Raw genomic sequence first — 20,186 nt, forward strand, 5'->3', positions numbered from 1 at the left:
TGCGTGTCCTTGCTTGACACCCGGGTTCCCGCGGTTGTGCTGCGGATCGACCGGAATCCCTTTCACCACGGAACACTGGGCGCCGTCCGGTCGCTCGGCCGGGCGGGGGTGGACGTGCATGTCGTCGCCGACTGCACGAAAAGTCCCGTGGCCCGGTCGCGGTTCGTGCGCCGGCTGCACACCCCGCCGCCCCCGGACGCGTCCGCGGAGGAGATCCTCGCCGTGCTGCGCCGCGTGGCCGGGCAGGTGGGACGCCCGGCGGTGCTGGTGCCGATGGACGACGCCACCGCGATCGCCGCGGCCCGGCTGCGCGAGGAGCTGGCCCCCTCCTACCTGCTGCCGGTGATGCCGCCGGCGCTGGCCGAACGCGTCGCGGACAAGGCCGGACTGGCCGGTGTGTGCGCCTCCGTGGGCGTGCCGCACCCGCGCACGCTGGTCCCGGACACCCCGGCGCGGGCCGCCGAGGACGCGCTGCGGCTCGGGCTGCCCGTGGTCGCCAAGTGGAGCCGGCCCTGGCTGCTCCCGGCGGGCTCCGGGCTGCGCAGCACACAGGTGCTGCGCACGGCCCGCGAGGCGCGGGAACTGCACGCGCGCACCGCGGAGGCGGGCAGCCCGCTGCTGCTCCAGGCGTACCTGCCACCCGGCACGGACCGGGACTGGTTCTTCCACGGCTACGCCGACCGCACCGGGACGGTGCGGGCTGGCGGGCCGGGCCGCAAGCACCTGTCCTGGCCGCGCGGGGCGGGACTGACCGCGGTGGGCCGCTGGACGCCCAACTCGGAGGTGTGCGCGCTCGCCGAACGGCTCACCGGCGAGCTGGGCTACCGGGGCGTCTTCGACCTGGACTTCCGCCGCTGCGGCACCACCGGCCGCTACCACCTCCTCGACTTCAACCCGCGCCCCGGCGCCCAGTTCCGGCTGTTCGCCGACAGCGCGGGCCTGGACGTCGTACGGGCGCTGCACGCGGACCTGACGGGGCGTCCGCTGTCCGGCGGCGATCCGGTGGCCGGCAGGGCGTTCGTGGTGGAGAACTACGCGCCCCTCGCCGCGCTGCGTCCCGCGCCCGGCGGGCGCGAACTGGCCTGGTACGCGGGCGACGACCGCGCCCCGGGCTGGGCGATGTGGGCCCTGTGGGTCCGTCATGTGTCCGGCCGGCTGCGCCGGCGCCTGGGCGCCGCGGCCGAGGTGCCGGCGCAGCGCCCGGCGCGCCGCGCGGACACGCCCTCCCTGACGACCGACAACGAGAAAGCGAGCAGCTGATGATGTACGACCTCCTGGTGGTGGGCGCGGGTCCGTACGGTCTGTCGATCGCGTCGCACGCGGCGGCCGCCGGACTGAACCTGCGTGTCCTCGGCCGGCCCATGGCGTCCTGGCGGGACCACATGCCGGCCGGGATGTTCCTGAAGTCGGAGCCGTGGGCGTCCAACCTGTCCGACCCGGCCGGACGCTGGCGGCTGGACGCGTACTGCGCCGAGCGGGGCCTGACCGCCCGTCACGCGCAGCCGATCCCGGTGGCGGACTTCGCCTCGTACGGGCTGTGGTTCGCGCGCAACGCCGTGCCGGAGGTGGACGAGCGGCTGATCGCGCGGGTGTCGTCGGGCCCGGAGGGCTTCAGCGCGGTCGCCGAGGACGGGGAGGTGCTGCACGCGCGGACGGTGGCGCTGGCGGTGGGCGTGATGCCGTTCATCGAGGTGCCGGCGGCGCTGCGCGGGCTGCACCCGACGCTGGTGACGCACAGCAGCCACCACAGCGACCTGGGTCCCTTCCAGGGCAAGGACGTCACGGTGATCGGCGGCGGGCAGGCGGCGCTGGAGACGGCGGCGCTGCTGGCGGAGCAGGGCACGCGGGTGCGGGTGCTGGCGCGGGCGGAGCGGCTGCGCTGGAACGACGTGCCGCCGCCGTGGGAGCGCCCGTGGTGGCAGTCGCTGCGCTCCCCGCACAGCGGTCTGGGGCCGGGCTGGCGGAACTGGTTCTACTCGGAGCGGCCGGGGCTGTTCCGGCGGCTGCCGGAGGCGACCCGGACCCGGATCGCGGCGACGGCGCTGGGTCCGGCGGGCGCCTGGTGGGTGCGGGAGCGGGTGGAGCGCGCGGTGGACCTGCTGCCGGGCCATGAGGTGACCGCGGCGGCCGCGGTGCCGGGCGGGCTGCGGCTGGAGCTGGCCGACCGGACGGGCGCGCGGCGCACCCTGGAGACCGAGCACGTCATCGCCGCCACCGGCTTCAAGGCGCACCGTGACCGGCTGGGGCTGCTGTCGGCGGAGCTGCGCGGCGCGATGACGGCGCTGCCCGACGGGTCCCCGGTGGTCGACCGGGGCTTCGAGTCGTCCTACCCCGGCCTGTTCCTTGCGGGTCTGGTGACGGCGCCCGGGTTCGGTCCGGCGATGCGGTTCGTGCACGGGGCGACGTTCACGGCGTCGACGCTGGTGCAGGGGGTGCGCAGGCGGCTGCGGGCGGCCCCGGCGCGCGGGACCGTGCCGGTGCCCGCGGGCACCGGCCGCGGTGGCGCGCCGGTCCCGGTGCGCGGCTGACGGCCGGTGTCACGAAGCGTCCCCCGGACCAGGAGGTCCGGGGGACGCTTCGTGGGGGCGTGGATGCCGGGTGGGGTGGGTCCGGCATCCGCGGAGCTGTCAGCGGCGGGCGCCGACGCGGCCGCGGCGGTACAGCACGGCCCCTCCGGTGAGCAGCGCGGCACCGGCGGCGGAGGCGGCCACCAGGCCGTCGGTGCCGGTCTCCGCGAGGTGCGGCGGGCTGTCCGGCGTGTCGACGGCCGGCGGCTCGACGTGCCTCGGCGGCGTCACGACCTTGGCGGGCGGCTCGGGCTTGTCCTTCTCCGGCGTCTTCTCCGGCTCCTTCTCCTCGTGGCCGGACTCGTTGACGCAGGTGTTGCCGGACGCGTCGTTGAACAGGCCGACGAGGTTGACGCTGTTGCCGCACGCGTTCAGCGACAGGTCGACGGGCGCCTGGATGACGTTGCCGGAGAGCACGCCGGGCGATCCCTTGGCGGCGCCGACCGCGTGGGCCCCGCCGCTCTCGGCGTGCGAGACGCCCGAGGCGGCCTCGTGGCGGGAGTGCGCCGAGCGGTCCGAGGACTTGCCGCCGTGCGAGCCCTCCGAGACGTTGGCGCAGGTGTTGTCGGAGGCGCTGTTGAGCCCGCCGACGACGGTGACGTTGTTGCCGCAGGCGTTCACGGGGGCGTGGACGGGCGCCTGCACATTGTTCCCGGACAGCACACCGGGCGAGCCCTCGGCGCCGCCGGCCGCGTGGGCCCCGCCGGCCGACTCGCCGTGGCCGCCGGACTCGTTGACGCACGTGTTGCCGGACGCGCTGTTGAGAGCCCCCACGGCGGTGACGGTGTTGCCGCAGGCGTTCACGGGGGCGTGGACGGGCGCCTGCACATTGTTCCCGGACAGCACACCGGGAGAATCCTCGGCACCGCCCCCCGCGAACGAGTCGGCGAGGGCGGGGGTTCCGTACAGGGACAGAATGCCCGTGGCGGCAGCGGCCGCCGTGAACACTCCCCTGCTCAGGGTCTGTCGCAATGTGGTTGTCTTCCTGCTTGAAGATGGGAGGCCGGCCCCGGCATGAGAGAGGCGGCCGAGGCCGCGCGTCACGGTCCCGGCTGCCCTGTGGCCTGTCTCCCTCTCCAACCCTGCTGCGGGGAATCGGTTGCGCAGGTTCACCCGGTTGGCCCGCGTGACGGTCACGCGGGAGCAGGTCAGGACACCACGTCCTTGCGCGCGAACCCCCGGAACGCCAGTGCGAACAGCACGAGCGCGTACGTCACGGACACCGACGCGCCCTGGATCATGCCGGACCACTCCGGGGTGGGCTGGACGGCGTCCGCCCAGGCGAACTGCCAGTGGGCCGGCAGGAAGTGCCGCCAGTCGCCGAGGGCGGTCACGGCGTCCAGGACGTTGCCGACGATGGTCAGGCCGACGGCGCCGCCGACCGCCCCCAGCGGGGCGTCGGTGCGGGTGGACAGCCAGAACGCCAGTCCGGCGGTGACCAGCTGCGACACGAAGAGGTACGCGACGACCACCGCGAGCCGCCCGGCGGCGGTGGCGGGGTCGAGCGTGCCGCCGGTCGGGATGTGCAGCGGGCCCCAGCCGTAGGCGACGGCGCCGACGGCGAGCGCCACCACCGGCAGCAGCACCATCGCGGCGAGACTGAGCCCCAGTCCGACGATCAGCTTGGACCACAGCAGCCGCATCCGGGGCACGGGCGCCGCGAGCAGGTAGCGCAGGGAGGACCAGCCGGCCTCCGAGGCGACGGTGTCCCCGCAGAACAGGGCGACCGGGATGACCAGCAGGAAGCCCGCCGACACGAAGAGGTTGACGGCGGCGAAGTTGGCCCCGGACGCGGTGGCCGTGTCCATCAGGTTCACCCGGCCGCCGGGGCGGTCCGGCTCCCCGCCGATCGCGAAGGCGATCACCAGTACGAACGGCAGCACGGCGAGGACCGCGCCCATGACGAGGGTGCGCCGCCGCTTGAGCTGGCGGACCAGCTCGACCCGCAGCGGCAGGGTGCGGCCGGCGCGGTAGCCGTCGGCGGTCTCGGCGGGTGCGGACGGCCCGGAGGTCCCGGACTGCTCGGCCCGCTCGGTGAGCGCGCTCATGCGGAACCTCCGATCAGGGTGAGGAAGGCGTCCTCGAGGCGGCGGTGGGGGCCCACCGACGTCACGGGCACCTCCAGCCGGACGAGTTCCGCGATCAGCCGGGGGGCGGTGCCGTCGGCGCCGAGCCGGACCAGCAGTCCCTCGTCGGTGCGGACGGCGGAGGCGACGCCGGGCAGCGCGGCGACCTTCTCGGCGAGCGGCTCCTCGACGGGCGTGACGGTGCCGACGAGGAGGGTGTCCCCGGAGCCGGTGATGTCGTGCACCGGTCCGGCCTGCACCAGCCGGCCGCGGTCCATGACGACGAGGTGGGTGCAGGACTGCTCGACCTCCGCCAGCAGGTGGCTGGAGACGATCACCGTGCGTCCGGCGGCCGCGTACCGGATCATCACCTCGCGCATCTCGCGGATCTGCGGCGGGTCGAGGCCGTTGGTCGGTTCGTCGAGGATCAGCAGGTCCGGCAGGCCGAGCATGGCCTGGGCGATGGCGAGCCGCTGGCGCATGCCCTGCGAGTAGGTGCGCACCGCGCGGGCGAGGGCGTCGCCGAGGCCGGCGATCTCCAGGGCCTCGTCGAGGTGGGCGTCCTCGGGCGGGCGTCCGGTGGCGGCCCAGTACAGCTCCAGGTTCTCCCGGCCGGACAGGTGCGGCAGGAAGCCCGCGCCCTCGACGAAGGCGCCGACCCGGGAGAGCACGGGGGCGCCGGGGCGGACGGCGTGGCCGAACACCCGGATCTCGCCGTCGTCGGGCTTGATGAGGCCCATCAGCATGCGCAGGGTGGTGGTCTTGCCGGCGCCGTTGGGCCCGAGCAGGCCGAGCACCTGACCCTTCTCCACCCGGAACGACAGGTCCCGCACGGCGTACCGGTCGGCGGAGCGGGCGTACCGCTTGCTCAGGCCGGTGATCTGGAGCGGTACGTCGGCCAGGTCCGGGTCGGGGGCCGGGGCGGCGGTGCGGCGGCGGCCGGTGAGCAGCAGCGCGAGCGCGACGGCCGCGCCGGCGACCGGCAGCCACACCACCCACGCGGGCAGCGGGGCCGCGGCGGTGGTCACGCCGGGGGCGGTGGGCACCGTGAGGTCGCTCCTCAGGGACACGGTGTACGTCGCCGGGGCGGCCGGGGAGGCGTGGGCGAGGTCGGTGGAGGCGAGGACCAGGCGCAGCCGGTGGCCCTCGCGGACCTCGTGGTCGACGGCCGGGAGGGTGAGCCGCACGTCCTTCCCGGCGCGGGCGCCCTCGACGCGGACCGGGGTGACGAGCTGGGAGGGCAGCACCTGCTGCCGGCCGTCCGGGCCGACGTCGTAGACCTTGGCGAAGAGGACGGCGTCGTCGCTGGTGGACCTGACCCGCACGGTGACGGCCGGGGAGCCGGTGATGCGCAGGTCGCGGGCGACGGGGGCGGACTCGAAGCGGGCGTGCTGGCCCGGGAAGTCCAGGGAGACGCCGACGCCGAGGGAGGAGAGCTGGGAGAGGCCGCCGGCGCCGCCGATGCCGGGCAGCGCGGACACGGCGGGCGGGCTGGCGCCGGCCGGATTGGCGAAGCTCTGCTCGCGGCCGGTGAGCTTCACGGAGCGGCCGTCGCCGCGCAGGCCCGGGTAGGCGTCGCCGCTCGCGCCGCGCAGCTGGGCCCGGCCGTCGGTGGAGTCGACGCCCCCGGTGCGGGTGACGCGGAAGGCGGGGCCGGTGTCGGCGTTCTCGTCGCCCTTGAGGTACCGGTCGAACCAGGCGCGGACGCGCCCGTGCAGGCGGTCGGTCTCGGGGTCGCCGCCGTCGTGCCCTCCGGCGAGCCAGTCGACGCCGACGGGGGCGCCGTTGGCGCGGATCGCGCGTGCGGCGGCGTCGGCCTGGCCGAGCGGGAACAGCGAGTCGGTCTGCCCCTGCATCAGCAGGGTGGGCACGTCGATGCGGTCCGCGACGGCGGCCGGCGAGCGTGCTTCGAGAAGGGCCCGCGCCCGCTCGTCGGGCACGCCGGACTCGGCGACCCGCTCGTACATGGCGCACAGCTCGGGCTCGAAGCGGGCGCAGCCGCCGCCGGAGGTGACGAAGGCGCCCGCCCACAGCTTCTTGAACACGCCGCCCGGGAACAGGGCCTCGGCGAGGTCGAAGTAGGTGATGGCCGGGGCGATGGCGTCGATCCGGTCGTCGTGTCCCGCGCCGAGCAGGGCGACGGCCCCGCCGTAGGAGTTGCCGGCCATGCCCACACGGGGGTCGCCGTCCTGGTCGAGGCGGACCTCGGGCCGCGTGGCCAGCCAGTCGACGAGCCGGGAGACGTCGGCGACCTCGCCCTCGGGGTCGTTCAGCCCGATCTTCCCGGTGGACCCGCCGAAGCCGCGCGCGGACCAGGTGAGGACGGCGTACCCGTCGCGGGCGAGGTCCTCGGCCTGTTCCCGGACGTCCTCCTTGCTGCCGCCGAAGCCGTGGCCGAGCAGCACGGCGGGACGCCGCCCGTCGGGTCCGGCGGTGAAGTAGGAGGTGTCGATGCGCACCCCCTCGTCCGTGGTCATGACGCGGTCGGCGCGGCGCACGGAGGGCTCGGCGTCGGAGGCGACGGCGGTCCAGGTGCCGGCCCCCGCGAGCACGACGACGGCGGCCGCGGCGGCGAGGGCACGCCGGGGCCGCGGCCGCCCGAGGCCGGGCAGTCGAAGATCCATGCGTCAACCGTACGGGGTCCGCCTGTCGGTCCGGTGTCGGCCGCGGACCGACCCGTGTGACCTCCCGGGGGTGTACGCGGGTGTGGCCGTGTACCGCGTCCGCGGTACACGGCCACACGCCCCCTGAGCGGGCTCAGTGGTTGCGGGGGAAGCCCAGGTCGACGCCGGCCGGGGCGTCCGCCGGGTCGGGCCAGCGGGTGGTGACGACCTTGCCGCGGGTGTAGAAGTGCGTGCCGTCGTTGCCGTAGATGTGGTGGTCGCCGAAGAGGGAGTCCTTCCAGCCGCCGAAGGAGTGGTAGCCCACGGGGACCGGGATCGGGACGTTGACGCCGACCATGCCGGCCTCGACCTCGAGCTGGAAGCGGCGGGCGGCGCCGCCGTCCCGGGTGAAGACGGCGGCGCCGTTGCCGAACGGCGAGGCGTTGATGAGGTCCAGGGCCTCCTCGTACGTGCCGGCGCGCAGCACGCACAGGACGGGGCCGAAGATCTCGTCCTGGTAGGCCTTGGCGGTCGTCGGCACCTTGTCGAGCAGGGAAATGCCGATCCAGTGGCCGTTCTCGTAGCCGTCGACCGTGTGGCCGGTACCGTCCAGGACCACATCGGCGCCCTCGTCCGCCGCGCCGGCGACGTAGGAGGCGACCTTGTCGCGGTGGGCGGCGGTGATCAGCGGGCCCATCTCGGAGGCCGGGTCGTCGCCCGGGCCGATCTTGATCTTCTCGGCGCGCTCGCGGATCTTCTCCACCAGCTCGTCGCCGATCGCGCCGACGGCGACGACCGCGGAGATCGCCATGCAGCGCTCGCCCGCCGAGCCGTAGGCGGCGGACACGGCCGCGTCGGCGGCGGCGTCGAGGTCGGCGTCGGGCAGCACCAGCATGTGGTTCTTGGCGCCGCCGAGGGCCTGGACGCGCTTGCCGTTGGCGGAGGCGGTGGTGTGGATGTGACGGGCGATGGGCGTGGAGCCGACGAAGGACACGGCCTTGACGTCCGGGTGCTCGAGCAGGCGGTCGACGGCCGCCTTGTCGCCGTGCACCACGTTGAACACGCCCTCGGGCAGTCCGGCCTCGGCGAGCAGCTCGGCGAGGCGGACGGAGGCGGACGGGTCCTTCTCGCTGGGCTTGAGCACGAAGGTGTTGCCGCAGGCGATGGCGAGGGGGAACATCCACATCGGCACCATCGCCGGGAAGTTGAACGGGGTGATGCCGGCGACCACGCCGAGCGGCTGACGGATGGACGCCACGTCCACGCGGCTGGCCACCTGGGTGGACAGCTCGCCCTTGAGCTGGACGTTGATGCCGCAGGCCAGGTCGACGATCTCCAGGCCGCGCGCGACCTCGCCGAGGGCGTCGGAGTGCACCTTGCCGTGCTCGGCGGTGATCAGCCCGGCGATCTCGTCGCGGTGGGCGTCGAGCAGCGCGCGGAACCTGAACAGGATCGAGGTGCGCTGGGCGAGGGAGGACTGCCCCCAGGTCCGGAACGCCTCCTTGGCGGCGGCGACCGCGGCGTCGACCTCCTCGACGGAGGCGAAGGCGACCTTGGTGGTGACCTCGCCGGTCGCCGGGTTCGTCACCGGGCCGTAGGTTCCCGAGGCGCCTTCGGCGGTCTTGCCGCCGATCCAGTGGTTGACGATCTTCGTCATGACCGAGAACTCCTTCGCAGAGGGCGGCGTCGGGTGGAGACGTGCCGTTCGTACAGCTCATGGGGCGGTGCCGCGGACGGGCGCGCCGCGGCGACGGCCGCGGGCCCATCCCACCAGTGACGGGGCGCCGGGCGGGCCCGACACTGTGTCGGCCGTTCGGGTCCCCGCGTAGACACATGGGTCCTGGGGGCGGGCGTCCGGGACGGAACCTCCGGCGCGGGGCCGCGGCGGGCGGGGAGTCGTCGCTCGCACCTCGCTCCTGCCAAAGCGAGGCGGCCTCCCGCGCCGGAGGCGATCTGTGACGGGGCGACGCCAGGGGCGCCCCGACGGCCGGAAAGCGCCCGGCGGCGGTGGAGGCTCGCCATGACGCTCCCTTCGCACGTCTCGTCCGCCCTGCGGGGTCCGAGGGCTCTCCCGAGTTCTAGCCCCGCGCGCGATGCCCTGTCAATGTTTTGTCCGGACATTCGGACGAGAATGTCACCGCCACCACCGGAAAAGCGGCCGGGCCGGTGGGGAAGGACGCCGTGGGCGTCAATGCGCCCCGCCGGTGTGCCGGAGTGCGCCTGTGCGTCACTCCTGTCACAAATGCACCGGTCGCGTCACGGATGTCACACGCGGGCGGTCCTTCCGTCACACCCGCGCACGAGCCCTCCCGGTGAGCGGACCGGCTCGTCCTCCCGCACCACGCTTGTCGATCGCCAGCGCACGCCCGGCTCCCCCTGACGGCCGCCCCGGCCGCCGCCGTGGCACGCGCGGGGAGGTGCACGCATGACCGAGCTGTGGTCGTACAAGGACATCGCGGCCCACATCAAGGTGCAACCGGACACCGTGCGTTCCTACCGCAAGCACGGCCTGCTGCCGCCGCCGGACCGGGTGGAGAGCGGGAAGCCCTACTGGCTCCCCGACACGGTCCGCCGCTGGGCCGCCGCGCGCCCCGGCAACCGGAACCGCCGGGGCTGAGCACGCGCACGCACGACGCCGTGCCCTCGCATCGACCGTGCGGGGGCACGGCGTCCGTGCGCGTGCTCAGCCCCAGGGTTCGATCACGGTGACCCCGGCCCCCGGGGCGTCGTCCATCGCGGCGAGCGCCGCGGGGACCGCGTCCAGGCCGATCACGGAGGTGACCAGCAGGTCGGGGCGGAGCACCCCGGCGCGCACCAGATCGAGCATCGGCGGGTAGGCGTGGGCGGCCATGCCGTGGCTGCCGTGGATCTCCAGCTCCAGCGCGACGGCGCGGGCCATGGGCACGGGGGTCGTGCCCGTCTCGGAGGGGAGCAGGCCCACCTGCACGTGCCGGCCCCGCCTGCGGAGGCCGTTCACCGAGGCGGCGCAGGTGGCGGGCGCGCCCAGGGCGTCCAGGGAGAGGTGGGCGCCGCCACCGGTCAGCTCGCGGACCGCGCCGGCCGTGTCGGTCACCGCCGAGGCGTCCACGCACTCCGCCGCGCCGAACCGCCGGGCCAGAGCGAGGGCGCCCGGTGACACGTCGACCGCGACGACCCGCGCGCCGGCCGCCGCCGCGATCATCACCGCGGACAGGCCGACGCCCCCGCAGCCGTGCACCGCCACCCACTCCCCCGCCGCGGCCCGGCCCCGCTGCACCACGGCCCGGTAGGCGGTGGCGAACCGGCAGCCGAGGGAGGCGGCCGTGGCGTACGCCATGCCGTCGGGCACGGCGACCAGGTTCACGTCGGCGTGGTCGAGGGCCACGTACTGGGCGAAGGAGCCCCAGTGGGTGAAGCCGGGCTGGGTCTGGCGCTCGCACACCTGCTGGTCGCCGGCCGCGCAGGCGGGACAGGAGCCGCAGGCGCAGACGAACGGCACGGTGACCCGGTCCCCCGCGCGCCAGCGGGTGACCCGGGCGCCGGCCGCCTCGACGACTCCGGCGAGTTCGTGCCCGGGGACGTGCGGGAGGGTGATGTCCGGGTCGTGGCCCCGCCAGGCGTGCCAGTCGCTGCGGCACAGGCCGGTGGCCTCCACGCGGACCACCACCCCGTGCTCCGCCGGCTCGGGGTCCGCGACCTCGCGCACCTCGGCCGGTTCCCCGTACCGCTCGAACACCACCGCTCGCATGCCAGGTCCCGCCTTCCGGTGATCGCCGCTGTCGCCGGAACGCTATCCCCGGGCCGTCGCACCCCGGCGCGCGGGCCGCTCCGCTCCCGTGCGCCCCGCCCTGGATTGATACCCCCTAGGGGTATAATGTGAGGGAGGCGGGGTCCCCAGGGACCCCGGCGACCCCCCTGCACACCCCCACGTCCCGACGAGGAGAACGACATGACGTCCCAGACCGACACCCAGGGTTCCGTCACCACCGTCTACAAGGTGACCGGGATGAGCTGCGGGCACTGCGAGGGCGCCGTCTCCGGCGAGATCTCGCAGCTCCCCGGCGTCAGCTCGGTGACGGCCGTCGCCTCCTCCGGCGAGGTGACCGTGGTCTCCGCGGCCCCGCTCGACGAGGCCGCCGTGCGCGCCGCCGTCGACGAGGCCGGCTTCGAGCTGGCCGGCACGGTCTGACCCGGGGCCGTCCCCCCGAGGCACCCCACGCGGCGTGAACCGGGCCGTGCCGGCCACCCGGAGGACCGGTCCCTCCGGCCCGGCCCGCCGCCGCCCCGCATCCCGGACGTCCCTGGAGCACGGACATGACCAGCACCACCGCCCCCGAGGCGCCGACCACCGCCGGGCAGCCGGCCCTCTCCCAGGTCGAACTGCTCATCGGCGGAATGACCTGCGCCTCCTGCGCGGCCCGCGTCGAGAAGAAGCTCAACCGCATGGAGGGCGTCACCGCCACGGTGAACTACGCGACCGAGAAGGCCCGGATCACGTATCCGCCGGGCGTCGGGGTCGCCGACCTGATCACCACGGTGGTGAAGACCGGGTACACCGCCGAGGAACCGGCGCCCGAGCGGCAGGACGAGCAGGAGACGGCCTCCGAGGCCGACCCCGGGACGGCCGCCCTGCGCACCCGGCTGATCGTTTCCGCGCTGCTCTCCCTGCCGGTGGTGCTGCTGGCGATGGTTCCGCCCCTGCAGTTCGACCACTGGCAGTGGCTCTCCCTGACCCTCGCCGCGCCGGTCGTGGTGTGGGGCGCGGCGCCGTTCCACCGGGCCGCCTGGACCAACCTGCGGCACGGCGCGGCCACCATGGACACCCTGGTGTCGGTGGGCACGCTGGCCGCGTTCGGCTGGTCGCTGTGGGCGCTGTTCCTCGGTGACGCGGGCGCGCCGGGCATGCGGCACCCCTTCGAACTCACCGTGTCCCGCACCGACGGGGCCTCCGCCATCTATCTGGAGGTCGCCGCCGGCGTCACCGCGTTCCTCCTGCTCGGCCGCTATCTGGAGGCCCGCTCCAAGCGCCGTGCGGGCGCCGCGCTGCGGGCGCTGATGGAGCTGGGCGCCAAGGACGTGACCGTGCTGCGGGACGGCCGGGAGGTGCGGGTCCCGGCCGAGCGGCTGGTTGTGGGCGACCGGTTCGTGGTCCGCCCCGGCGAGAAGATCGCCACGGACGGCACGGTCGTCGAGGGCTCCTCCACCGTGGACGCGTCCATGCTGACCGGCGAGTCCGTGCCGGTGGACGTGACCGTCGGCGACACCGTCACCGGCGCCACCGTCAACGCGGCCGGCCGGCTCGTCGTCGAGGCCACCCGGATCGGCTCGGACACGCAGCTCGCGCGGATGGCGAAGCTGGTGGAGGACGCGCAGACCGGCAAGGCACAGGTGCAGCGCCTCGCCGACCGGATCGCCGGGGTGTTCGTGCCCGTGGTGCTGCTCATCGCGGCCGCCACCTTCGGACTGTGGCTGGGCAACACCGGCGACACCGTCGCCGCGTTCACCGCGGCCGTCGCCGTGCTGATCATCGCCTGTCCGTGCGCCCTCGGGCTGGCCACGCCGACCGCGCTGATGGCCGGCACCGGGCGGGGCGCCCAGCTCGGCATCCTCATCAAGGGCCCCGAGGTGCTGGAGTCCACCCGGCGCGTGGACACCGTCGTCCTGGACAAGACCGGGACCGTCACCACCGGCCGGATGTCCCTGCGCGCGGCGCACGCCGCCGAGGGCACCGACGAACGGGAGCTGCTGCGGCTCGCGGGCGCCCTGGAGCACGCCTCCGAGCACCCGGTGGCCCGCGCGGTCGCCGCCGGCGCGCAGGAGCGGGTCGGCGCGCTGCCCCGGGCCGAGCGGTTCGAGAACGTGCCGGGCCGGGGGGTGCGCGGGCGGGTGGAGGGCCGCGAGGTGGCCGTGGGGCGGCTGTCCGAGGTGTTCGGGGAGCTGCCGCCGGAGCTGGCGCGGGCCAAGGAGGAGGCCGAGCGGGCCGGGCACACGGCGGTGGTGGCCGGCTGGGACGGGGCGGCACGCGGTGTTCTCGCCGTCGCCGACACGGTGAAGGAGACCAGCGCCGAAGCGGTCCGCGCACTGCGGGCGCTGGGGCTCACGCCGGTGCTGCTCACGGGCGACAACCGGGCGGTGGCCGGGGCGGTGGCGCGCACCGTCGGCATCGACGAGGACCGGGTGATCGCCGAGGTGCTGCCCGAGGACAAGGCCGACGTGGTGCGGCGGCTCCAGGAGGAGGGGCACAGCGTCGCCATGGTCGGTGACGGCGTCAACGACGCGGCCGCGCTGGCCGTCGCCGACCTGGGGCTCGCCCTGGGCACCGGCACGGACGCGGCGATCGAGGCGGGCGACCTGACCCTGGTCCGCGGCGACCTGAGAGTGGCGGCGGACGCGATACGGCTGTCCCGGCGCACCCTCTCCACGATCAAGGGCAACCTCGTGTGGGCGTTCGGCTACAACGTGGCCGCGCTGCCGCTGGCCGCGGCGGGACTGCTGAACCCGATGATCGCCGGGGCCGCGATGGCGTTCTCGTCGGTGTTCGTGGTGACCAACAGTCTGCGGCTGCGGTCGTTTCATTGAGGTCTCGAGTTGGGCGGGCCCCCTGGAGTCCGGTAAGACCCTCACATAAGCTCTTCACAAGCCTCGCGCATCCTCCTTACGCTTGGGCCTCGTGAGAGATCTGCGGGCTCCTGCGCACTGTGGGGAGATAGGCAAGAGACGCAGATCACAGTGATCTGAACGTAACCATCGAAGGGGTTCGAAGGTCTAAGTTGGCGATGTCGGGCAGCGTCTTGGGGGGCGCTTCCTGGCATCTGGAGATGTCTTGGGGGACTTCTCCAGAGATTGCGTTGCCGGGGCACGTGCCCAGGGAAGCTTTGAGCGGCCCTCCCGACGTGCGATGTCCCGGCAGACCGCACACCGACGAGTGCGACGGGTTCAGGTCCGTCGTGCTCACACAGCGATTCAGGCGCTGTCCTCACAAGCGCCCGGCCGGATCCCGTGGGGGGAATCCGCACCGGGACATGGGAAGGCGCCCTGGTTCGTCGGCCCGTGGGGGGACCGGCGGCCGGGGCGCCTTCTTCTTTGCGTGCTTCTTCGCGTTCTTCCTCGCGGTGGTGCGACGTGCCCGAAGGGGCGCGGGGGCCGCGCCGGCATGCGGCTCCGCCGCGCGGGCGCGGCCGGCCACAAGACGGCCCGCAGCCGCCCGCGCCCCTTCAGCGACGCACTCTCAGGCGTACGACACCCGCACCGGCAGGTGTCAGCGCTTCTCGACGGGGACGAAGTCGCGCTCGACGACGCCCGTGTAGATCTGGCGCGGGCGGCCGATGCGGGAACCCGGCTCCTTGATCATCTCGTGCCACTGGGCGATCCAGCCCGGCAGGCGGCCGAGGGCGAACAGCACCGTGAACATCTCGGTCGGGAAGCCCATGGCCCGGTAGATCAGGCCGGTGTAGAAGTCCACGTTCGGGTAGAGGCTGCGCGAGACGAAGTAGTCGTCGGAGAGCGCGTGCTCCTCCAGCTTGAGCGCGATGTCCAGCAGCTCGTCGGACTTGCCGAGGGCGGACAGCACGTCGTGCGCGGCGGCCTTGATGATCTTGGCGCGCGGGTCGAAGTTCTTGTAGACCCGGTGGCCGAAGCCCATCAGGCGGACGCCGTCCTCCTTGTTCTTCACCTTGCGGATGAAGGAGTCGACGTCGCCGCCGGAGTCGCGGATGCCTTCCAGCATCTCCAGCACCGACTGGTTGGCGCCGCCGTGCAGCGGGCCCCACAGGGCGTTGATGCCGGCGGAGATCGAGGCGAACATGTTCGCCTGCGAGGAGCCGACCAGGCGGACCGTGGAGGTGGAGCAGTTCTGCTCGTGGTCCGCGTGCAGGATCAGCAGCTTGTCCAGGGCGGAGACGACGACCGGGTCGAGCTCGTACTCCTGCGCCGGCACGGAGAAGGTCATGCGCAGGAAGTTCTCGACGTAGCCGAGGTCGTTGCGCGGGTAGACGAACGGGTGGCCGACCGACTTCTTGTAGGCGTAGGCCGCGATCGTCGGGAGCTTGGCGAGCAGGCGGATGGTGGAGAGGTTGCGCTGCTGCTCGTCGAACGGGTTGTGGCTGTCCTGGTAGAACGTGGACAGCGCGGAGACCACCGAGGACAGCATGGCCATCGGGTGGGCGTCGCGCGGGAAGCCCTTGTAGAAGTTCTTGACGTCCTCGTGCAGCAGGGTGTGCTGCGTGATGTCGCCCTTGAACCCGGCCAGCTGGTCGACGGTGGGCAGCTCGCCGTTGATCAGCAGGTAGGCGACCTCCAGGAAGGTGGAGCGCTCGGCCAGCTGCTCGATCGGGTAGCCGCGGTACCGGAGGATGCCGGCCTCGCCGTCGAGATAGGTGATCGCGGATTTGTAGGCGGCGGTGTTGCCGTAGCCGCTGTCCAGCGTCACCAGACCGGACTGGGCGCGGAGCTTCCCGATGTCGAAGCCCTTGTCACCGACGGTGCTGTCGATCACCGGGTAGGTGTACTCGCTGCCGTCGTACCGCAGTACTACAGAGTTGTCGCTCACGTCTTCCCTCACCGACGTTGTGCCTCATCTTCGAGGTGCCCTGACTGTCTCTACCATCCCCCACTCGGCTCAGGAGAGTGCACTCGGGGTCGACCATCGGGCCTATTGACGGCACTGAGTGCCGCCAACTTGCCCATCCTGCCCCCTGTGTTCCCCATCCGGAACCCCTGTGTGACCTTCACGACTCATTTGATCGATCATTTTTCGGTGACGGGATCCTCACCGCGGCCCCCGCCCCCGCCGGGAGGCGGCCCCCTCCGGGTCCCCCCGCCCGGCGTTCCGGAACCGGCGGAGCGAGGTCAGGACCCGCCTGACGGACCGGAACCGGCGGACCGCGGTCCCGTCCCGGCCGGACCCGCGCCCGCGAGCCGCATGTCGAGCGCCGTGCACCGGCGGCCGGCCGACAGCGTGCGCACCGCCTGTCCGACGGCCTTGCGGGAGCCGACCAGGACGACCAGTTTCCGGGCCCGGGTCACCGCCGTGTAGAGCAGGTTGCGCTGGAGCATCATCCACGCGCCCGTGGTGACGGGGATGACCACCGCCGGGTACTCGCTGCCCTGGGAGCGGTGGATGGTCACGGCATAGGCGTGGGCCAGTTCGTCCAGCTCGTCGAAGTCGTACCCCACCTCCTCGTCCTCGTCGGTCAGCACGGTCAGGCGCTGGTCGACCGGGTCCAGCGCGGTGACCACGCCGACGGTGCCGTTGAAGACGCCGTTGGCGCCCTTCTCGTAGTTGTTGCGGATCTGGGTGACCTTGTCGCCGACGCGGAACACCCGGCCGCCGAACCGCTTCTCGGGCAGGTCGGGGCGGGCGGGGGTGACGGCCTGCTGCAGCAGTCCGTTGAGCGTGCCCGCGCCGGCCGGGCCCCGGTGCATGGGGGCGAGGACCTGCACGTCACGGCGCGGATCGAGACCGAACTTCGCGGGGATGCGCCGGGCCGCCACGTCCACAGTGAGCCGCCCGGCCTCCTCGGTGTCCTCCTCCACGAAGAGGAAGAAGTCCTTCATGCCGTCGGTGACCGGGTGCTTCCCCGCGTTGATCCGGTGCGCGTTGGTGACCACGCCGGACTGCTGGGCCTGCCGGAACACGCGGGTGAGGCGCACGGCGGGGACGGGGCTGCCGTCGGCGAGGAGGTCCCGGAGCACCTCGCCCGCCCCGACGCTGGGGAGCTGGTCGACGTCCCCGACGAACAGCAGGTGGGCGCCCGGCGGCACGGCCTTGACCAGCTTGTTCGCCAGCAGCAGGTCCAGCATGGACGCCTCGTCGACCACCACCAGGTCGGCGTCCAGAGGCCGGTCCCGGTCGTACGCCGCGTCCCCGCCGGGCTTGAGTTCCAGCAGCCGGTGCACGGTGGACGCCTCGGCGCCGGTCAGCTCGGCGAGCCGCTTGGCGGCGCGCCCGGTCGGCGCGGCGAGCACCACCTTCGCCTTCTTGGCGCGGGCCAGCTCCACGATCGACCGCACCGTGAACGACTTGCCGCAGCCGGGTCCGCCGGTCAGCACGGCGACCTTCTGCGTCAACGCCAGCTTGACGGCGGCCTCCTGTTCGGGCGCCAGGTCCGTCCCCGTGCGGCCGCGCAGCCAGCCGAGCGCCTTGTCCCACACCACGTCCCGGAACGCCGGCATCCGGTCCTGGTCGGTGCGCAGCAGCCGCAGCAACTGGGCGGCGAGGGCCACTTCGGCGCGGTGGAACGGCACCAGGTAGACGGCGGTGACCGGGTCGCCGCCCTGCGGGTCGGGCACCTTCTCCCGTACGACGCCGGGGTCCTCGCCCGGGTCCTCCGGCTCGGCGGCGAGCTCGGCGAGGCACTCGATGACCAGGCCGGTGTCCACCTGGAGCAGCTTCACCGCGTCCGCGATCAGCTTCTCCTCGGGGAGATAGCAGTGTCCCTGGTCGGTGGCCTGCGACAGCGCGTACTGCAGGCCCGCCTTCACCCGGTCCGGGCTGTCGTGCGGGATGCCGACCGACTGGGCGATCCGGTCGGCGGTGAGGAACCCGATGCCCCAGACGTCGGCGGCCAGCCGGTAGGGCTGGTTCTTCACCACGGAGATGGAGGCGTCGCCGTACTTCTTGTAGATGCGCACGGCGATGGACGTCGACACCTCGACGGTCTGGAGGAAGAGCATGACCTCCTTGATCGCCTTCTGCTCCTCCCAGGCGTCGGCGATCTTCTTGGTCCGCTTCGGTCCGAGCCCGGGGACCTCGATGAGCCGCTCGGGCTCCTCCTCGATGACGCGGAGGGTGTCCGTCCCGAAGTGCTGGGTGATCCGGTCGGCGAAGACCGGCCCGATGCCCTTCACCAGCCCGGAGCCGAGGTAGCGGCGGATGCCCTGCACGGTGGCGGGCAGCACGGTCGTGTAGTTCTCCACGTGGAACTGCTTGCCGTACTGGGGGTGCGACCCCCAGCGCCCCTCCATCCGCAGCGACTCCCCCACCTGCGCGCCGAGCAGCGCCCCGACGACGGTGAGCAGATCACCGGCGCCCCTGCCGGTGTCGACCCGGGCGACCGTGTAGCCGTTCTCCTCGTTGGCGTACGTGATGCGCTCCAGCACGCCTTCGAGCGTGGCGAACCGGCGTTCGCCGGAGGGCGGGGCGGAGGGATGGGTGGGCATGGGTCGACGGTACCGGTGGGGTGTGACAGGGATACCGCGGCGGCCGGGATCCGGCACCCGGCACCGACCGCCGCGCCCCGGCGGACCCGGCCCGTCGGCCTCTCCTGAGAGGCCGTACGACGGCGGCGCCCTGCCGTGCGGGACGACGACCGCCCGGAGCCGGCCCTGCGTCCCGCCCGCGGTACGGGACGAGGGGGCGGCTCACGGGCGTCGGGAAGCCCTTGACCGCGGGGCGTCACGGCGCCGGGGCAGCGGCGCCGGGACCGCGGCCCGTCACGCGGCGCCCGGTGCGTCCGTCGCCGTCACGGGGCCGGGCGCCCCTCCAGTGCGCGGCGGTAGGAAGCCAGCCGTCCTGTCCGCCCGATGGTCAGTGCTCCGACCAGCCGGCCCGCGCGGTGGTAGCCGATCTCCAGCCGGCGGCCCGCCGGGTCGTGCTCCACGACCCGCGTCTCGTCAGCGACGCCGGGCAGGCCCACCGAGCGGATCCTGACGCCGTGCAGGTCCGACCAGAAGGACGGCACGGCCGCGAACGGCGCGGGTGTCCGGTCCGGGTCCTGCGCGGCCAGGAGCGTGGCGGCGGCCGCCGTGCCCTGTTCGACGGCGTCGGTCCAGTGGCCGAGCGCCAGGCGTTCGCCGCCGGCCAGCGGCTGCGGCACGCGCGCCACGTCACCGGCCGCCACCACGTCGGGCACGGCCGAACCGTCGGTGCGCAGGACGCGCAGACACGGGTCGCAGTGGACGCCACCGTCCAGGGCGAGGCCGGAGCCGGCCAGCCAGCCCGTCGACGGCGCCCCGCCCCACGCCAGGACCGCCGTGCCGGCCGGGACCGTGGTGCCGTCGCCCAGGTGGACGCCGGCCAGCCGGCCGTCGGCCCCGGTCAGGAAGCCCTCCACGGTGGTTCCGGTCCTCAGCGTGATGCCCGCCTCGCGGTGGAGCGCGGCGACGTAGGCGCCCGCGGTGGTGCCGAGGGCGCTCTCCAGGGGCTGGGACGCGGCTTCGACGAGCGTGACGTCCAGCCCGAGTCCGCGGGCGGCGGCGGCGATCTCGCCACCGAGGAAGCCGGCGCCGATGACGACGAGCGGCCCTCCCGCGGCCAGCGCGGCCCGCAGCGCCAGCGCGTCGTCCCAGCCGCGCAGGGTGACCACGCCGGCCGGCGGCGGGGGCTTCCCGGCCGGCCAGCCGCGGGCAGTCGATCCGGTGGCGATGACCAGGCCGTCGTAGGACAGCCGCGTACCGTCCGCGAGGGTGACGGACCTCGCCGCGAGGTCCAGGCGGACGGCCGCCTGCCCGAGCCGCCAGCGGGCCCGCAGGCCCTTCGGCACGGGCAGTTCGGTGCGGGCCGGCCGGCCGGGGGCGGTCAGTACCCGCTTGGACAGCGGCGGCCGGTCGTAGGGCGGATGCGGTTCGTCGCCCACGATGGTCAGGGCGCCGGCGAAACCCCGTTCGCGCAGGGTCAGGGCCGCCCGCAGCCCGGCGAGCGAGGCGCCCACGACGACCAGTTCGCGGCGGTCCTCGGCCCTCATGAGGCGGCCGGCGGGGAGGCCGGCGAGACGGTGACGGCGCGGACCGGGCAGACGGCCGCAGCCTTCTCGGCCTTGTCGGACAGCGCGTCGGGCGGGGAGGCCTCGTGGACGAGGCGGTCGTCGTCGTCGAAGGAGAAGATCTCCGGCGCGGCGAAGACGCACTGCCCGTGGCTCTCGCACAGGGTCATGTCCACGGTGATCTGCATGGTCGCTCCGTAGGGGTCGGGTGAGGGTCGTCGGTGCGCGGTGCGTGCGGTGCACGCGGTACATGTGGTGCGCGCGGTACGT

General features: G+C 74.0%; 14 protein-coding genes and 1 pseudogene. 5 read left to right on the forward strand and 10 right to left on the reverse strand.

Translation table 11 applies throughout. The annotated features are described in order from the left end of the window. Positions 1 to 3 precede the first annotated feature (3 nt). A complete protein-coding gene (locus ACIQ8B_RS12365) occupies positions 4 to 1,260 on the forward strand; it encodes an ATP-grasp domain-containing protein (RefSeq protein WP_403546637.1) in 1,257 nt (418 codons plus the stop codon). 2 nt (positions 1,261 to 1,262) lie between these two features. Then, entirely contained in the window at positions 1,263 to 2,528 is a 1,266-nt protein-coding gene (locus ACIQ8B_RS12370; protein WP_403546778.1) for an NAD(P)-binding domain-containing protein, read from the forward strand. 99 nt (positions 2,529 to 2,627) lie between these two features. On the opposite strand, the gene ACIQ8B_RS12375 is transcribed toward ACIQ8B_RS12370, so the two are convergent. The 5 genes and pseudogenes from ACIQ8B_RS12375 to ACIQ8B_RS12395 all read right to left on the reverse strand — a co-directional run. After that, positions 2,628 to 3,539: a chaplin gene (locus ACIQ8B_RS12375; RefSeq protein ID WP_403546638.1), complete on the reverse strand. Its 912-nt coding sequence runs from the start codon at positions 3,537 to 3,539 to the stop codon at positions 2,628 to 2,630. 176 nt (positions 3,540 to 3,715) lie between these two features. Continuing rightward, on the reverse strand, positions 3,716 to 4,615 hold the full coding sequence (locus ACIQ8B_RS12380) for an ABC transporter permease (protein WP_403546639.1): 900 nt from the start codon (positions 4,613 to 4,615) through the stop codon (positions 3,716 to 3,718). Further along, complete coding sequence (locus ACIQ8B_RS12385) at positions 4,612 to 7,257, reverse strand: alpha/beta fold hydrolase (RefSeq protein WP_403546640.1); 2,646 nt, start codon at positions 7,255 to 7,257, stop codon at positions 4,612 to 4,614. The genes ACIQ8B_RS12380 and ACIQ8B_RS12385 overlap by 4 nt, the downstream gene beginning before the upstream one ends. 133 nt (positions 7,258 to 7,390) lie before the next feature. After that, positions 7,391 to 8,893: a CoA-acylating methylmalonate-semialdehyde dehydrogenase gene (mmsA, locus tag ACIQ8B_RS12390; protein WP_403546641.1), complete on the reverse strand. Its 1,503-nt coding sequence runs from the start codon at positions 8,891 to 8,893 to the stop codon at positions 7,391 to 7,393. Between the two features lie 203 nt (positions 8,894 to 9,096). After that, a pseudogene (locus tag ACIQ8B_RS12395) lies at positions 9,097 to 9,201 on the reverse strand (5-deoxy-glucuronate isomerase); the annotation flags it as partial. Positions 9,202 to 9,661: 460 nt separating this feature from the next. Between ACIQ8B_RS12395 and ACIQ8B_RS12400 the strand changes: the two are divergent. Then, positions 9,662 to 9,853: an AlpA family transcriptional regulator gene (locus ACIQ8B_RS12400; RefSeq protein ID WP_106414156.1), complete on the forward strand. Its 192-nt coding sequence runs from the start codon at positions 9,662 to 9,664 to the stop codon at positions 9,851 to 9,853. A 66-nt stretch (positions 9,854 to 9,919) separates the two neighbouring features. Here the strand turns inward: ACIQ8B_RS12400 and ACIQ8B_RS12405 are convergent, their stop codons facing one another. Continuing rightward, complete coding sequence (locus ACIQ8B_RS12405; RefSeq protein ID WP_403546642.1) at positions 9,920 to 10,963, reverse strand: zinc-dependent alcohol dehydrogenase family protein; 1,044 nt, start codon at positions 10,961 to 10,963, stop codon at positions 9,920 to 9,922. A 201-nt stretch (positions 10,964 to 11,164) separates the two neighbouring features. Here ACIQ8B_RS12405 and ACIQ8B_RS12410 point away from each other — a divergent pair, with 201 nt between their 5' ends. Beyond that, on the forward strand, positions 11,165 to 11,404 hold the full coding sequence (locus tag ACIQ8B_RS12410) for a heavy-metal-associated domain-containing protein (RefSeq protein WP_006136275.1): 240 nt from the start codon (positions 11,165 to 11,167) through the stop codon (positions 11,402 to 11,404). Positions 11,405 to 11,529: 125 nt separating this feature from the next. Then, positions 11,530 to 13,794: a heavy metal translocating P-type ATPase gene (locus ACIQ8B_RS12415; protein ID WP_403546643.1), complete on the forward strand. Its 2,265-nt coding sequence runs from the start codon at positions 11,530 to 11,532 to the stop codon at positions 13,792 to 13,794. A 679-nt stretch (positions 13,795 to 14,473) separates the two neighbouring features. Here ACIQ8B_RS12415 and ACIQ8B_RS12420 read toward each other — a convergent pair. The 4 genes from ACIQ8B_RS12420 to ACIQ8B_RS12435 form a co-directional block, all read right to left on the reverse strand. After that, the gene (locus ACIQ8B_RS12420; protein ID WP_106414153.1) at positions 14,474 to 15,763 is read right to left on the reverse strand and encodes a citrate synthase; all 1,290 of its coding nucleotides are present in this window, start codon (positions 15,761 to 15,763) and stop codon (positions 14,474 to 14,476) included. A 299-nt stretch (positions 15,764 to 16,062) separates the two neighbouring features. Then, positions 16,063 to 18,375, reverse strand: a complete 2,313-nt coding sequence (locus ACIQ8B_RS12425; protein ID WP_290004501.1) for an ATP-dependent RecD-like DNA helicase — start codon at positions 18,373 to 18,375, stop codon at positions 16,063 to 16,065. 302 nt (positions 18,376 to 18,677) lie between these two features. Beyond that, entirely contained in the window at positions 18,678 to 19,898 is a 1,221-nt protein-coding gene (locus ACIQ8B_RS12430; RefSeq protein ID WP_403546644.1) for an NAD(P)/FAD-dependent oxidoreductase, read from the reverse strand. Continuing rightward, entirely contained in the window at positions 19,895 to 20,104 is a 210-nt protein-coding gene (locus ACIQ8B_RS12435; protein ID WP_403546645.1) for a ferredoxin, read from the reverse strand. Before ACIQ8B_RS12435 ends, ACIQ8B_RS12430 begins: the two co-directional genes overlap by 4 nt. Positions 20,105 to 20,186 lie beyond the last annotated feature (82 nt).

The organism is Streptomyces sp. NPDC096105, assembly GCF_044763335.1.
In the GTDB taxonomy this organism is placed as follows: domain Bacteria; phylum Actinomycetota; class Actinomycetes; order Streptomycetales; family Streptomycetaceae; genus Streptomyces.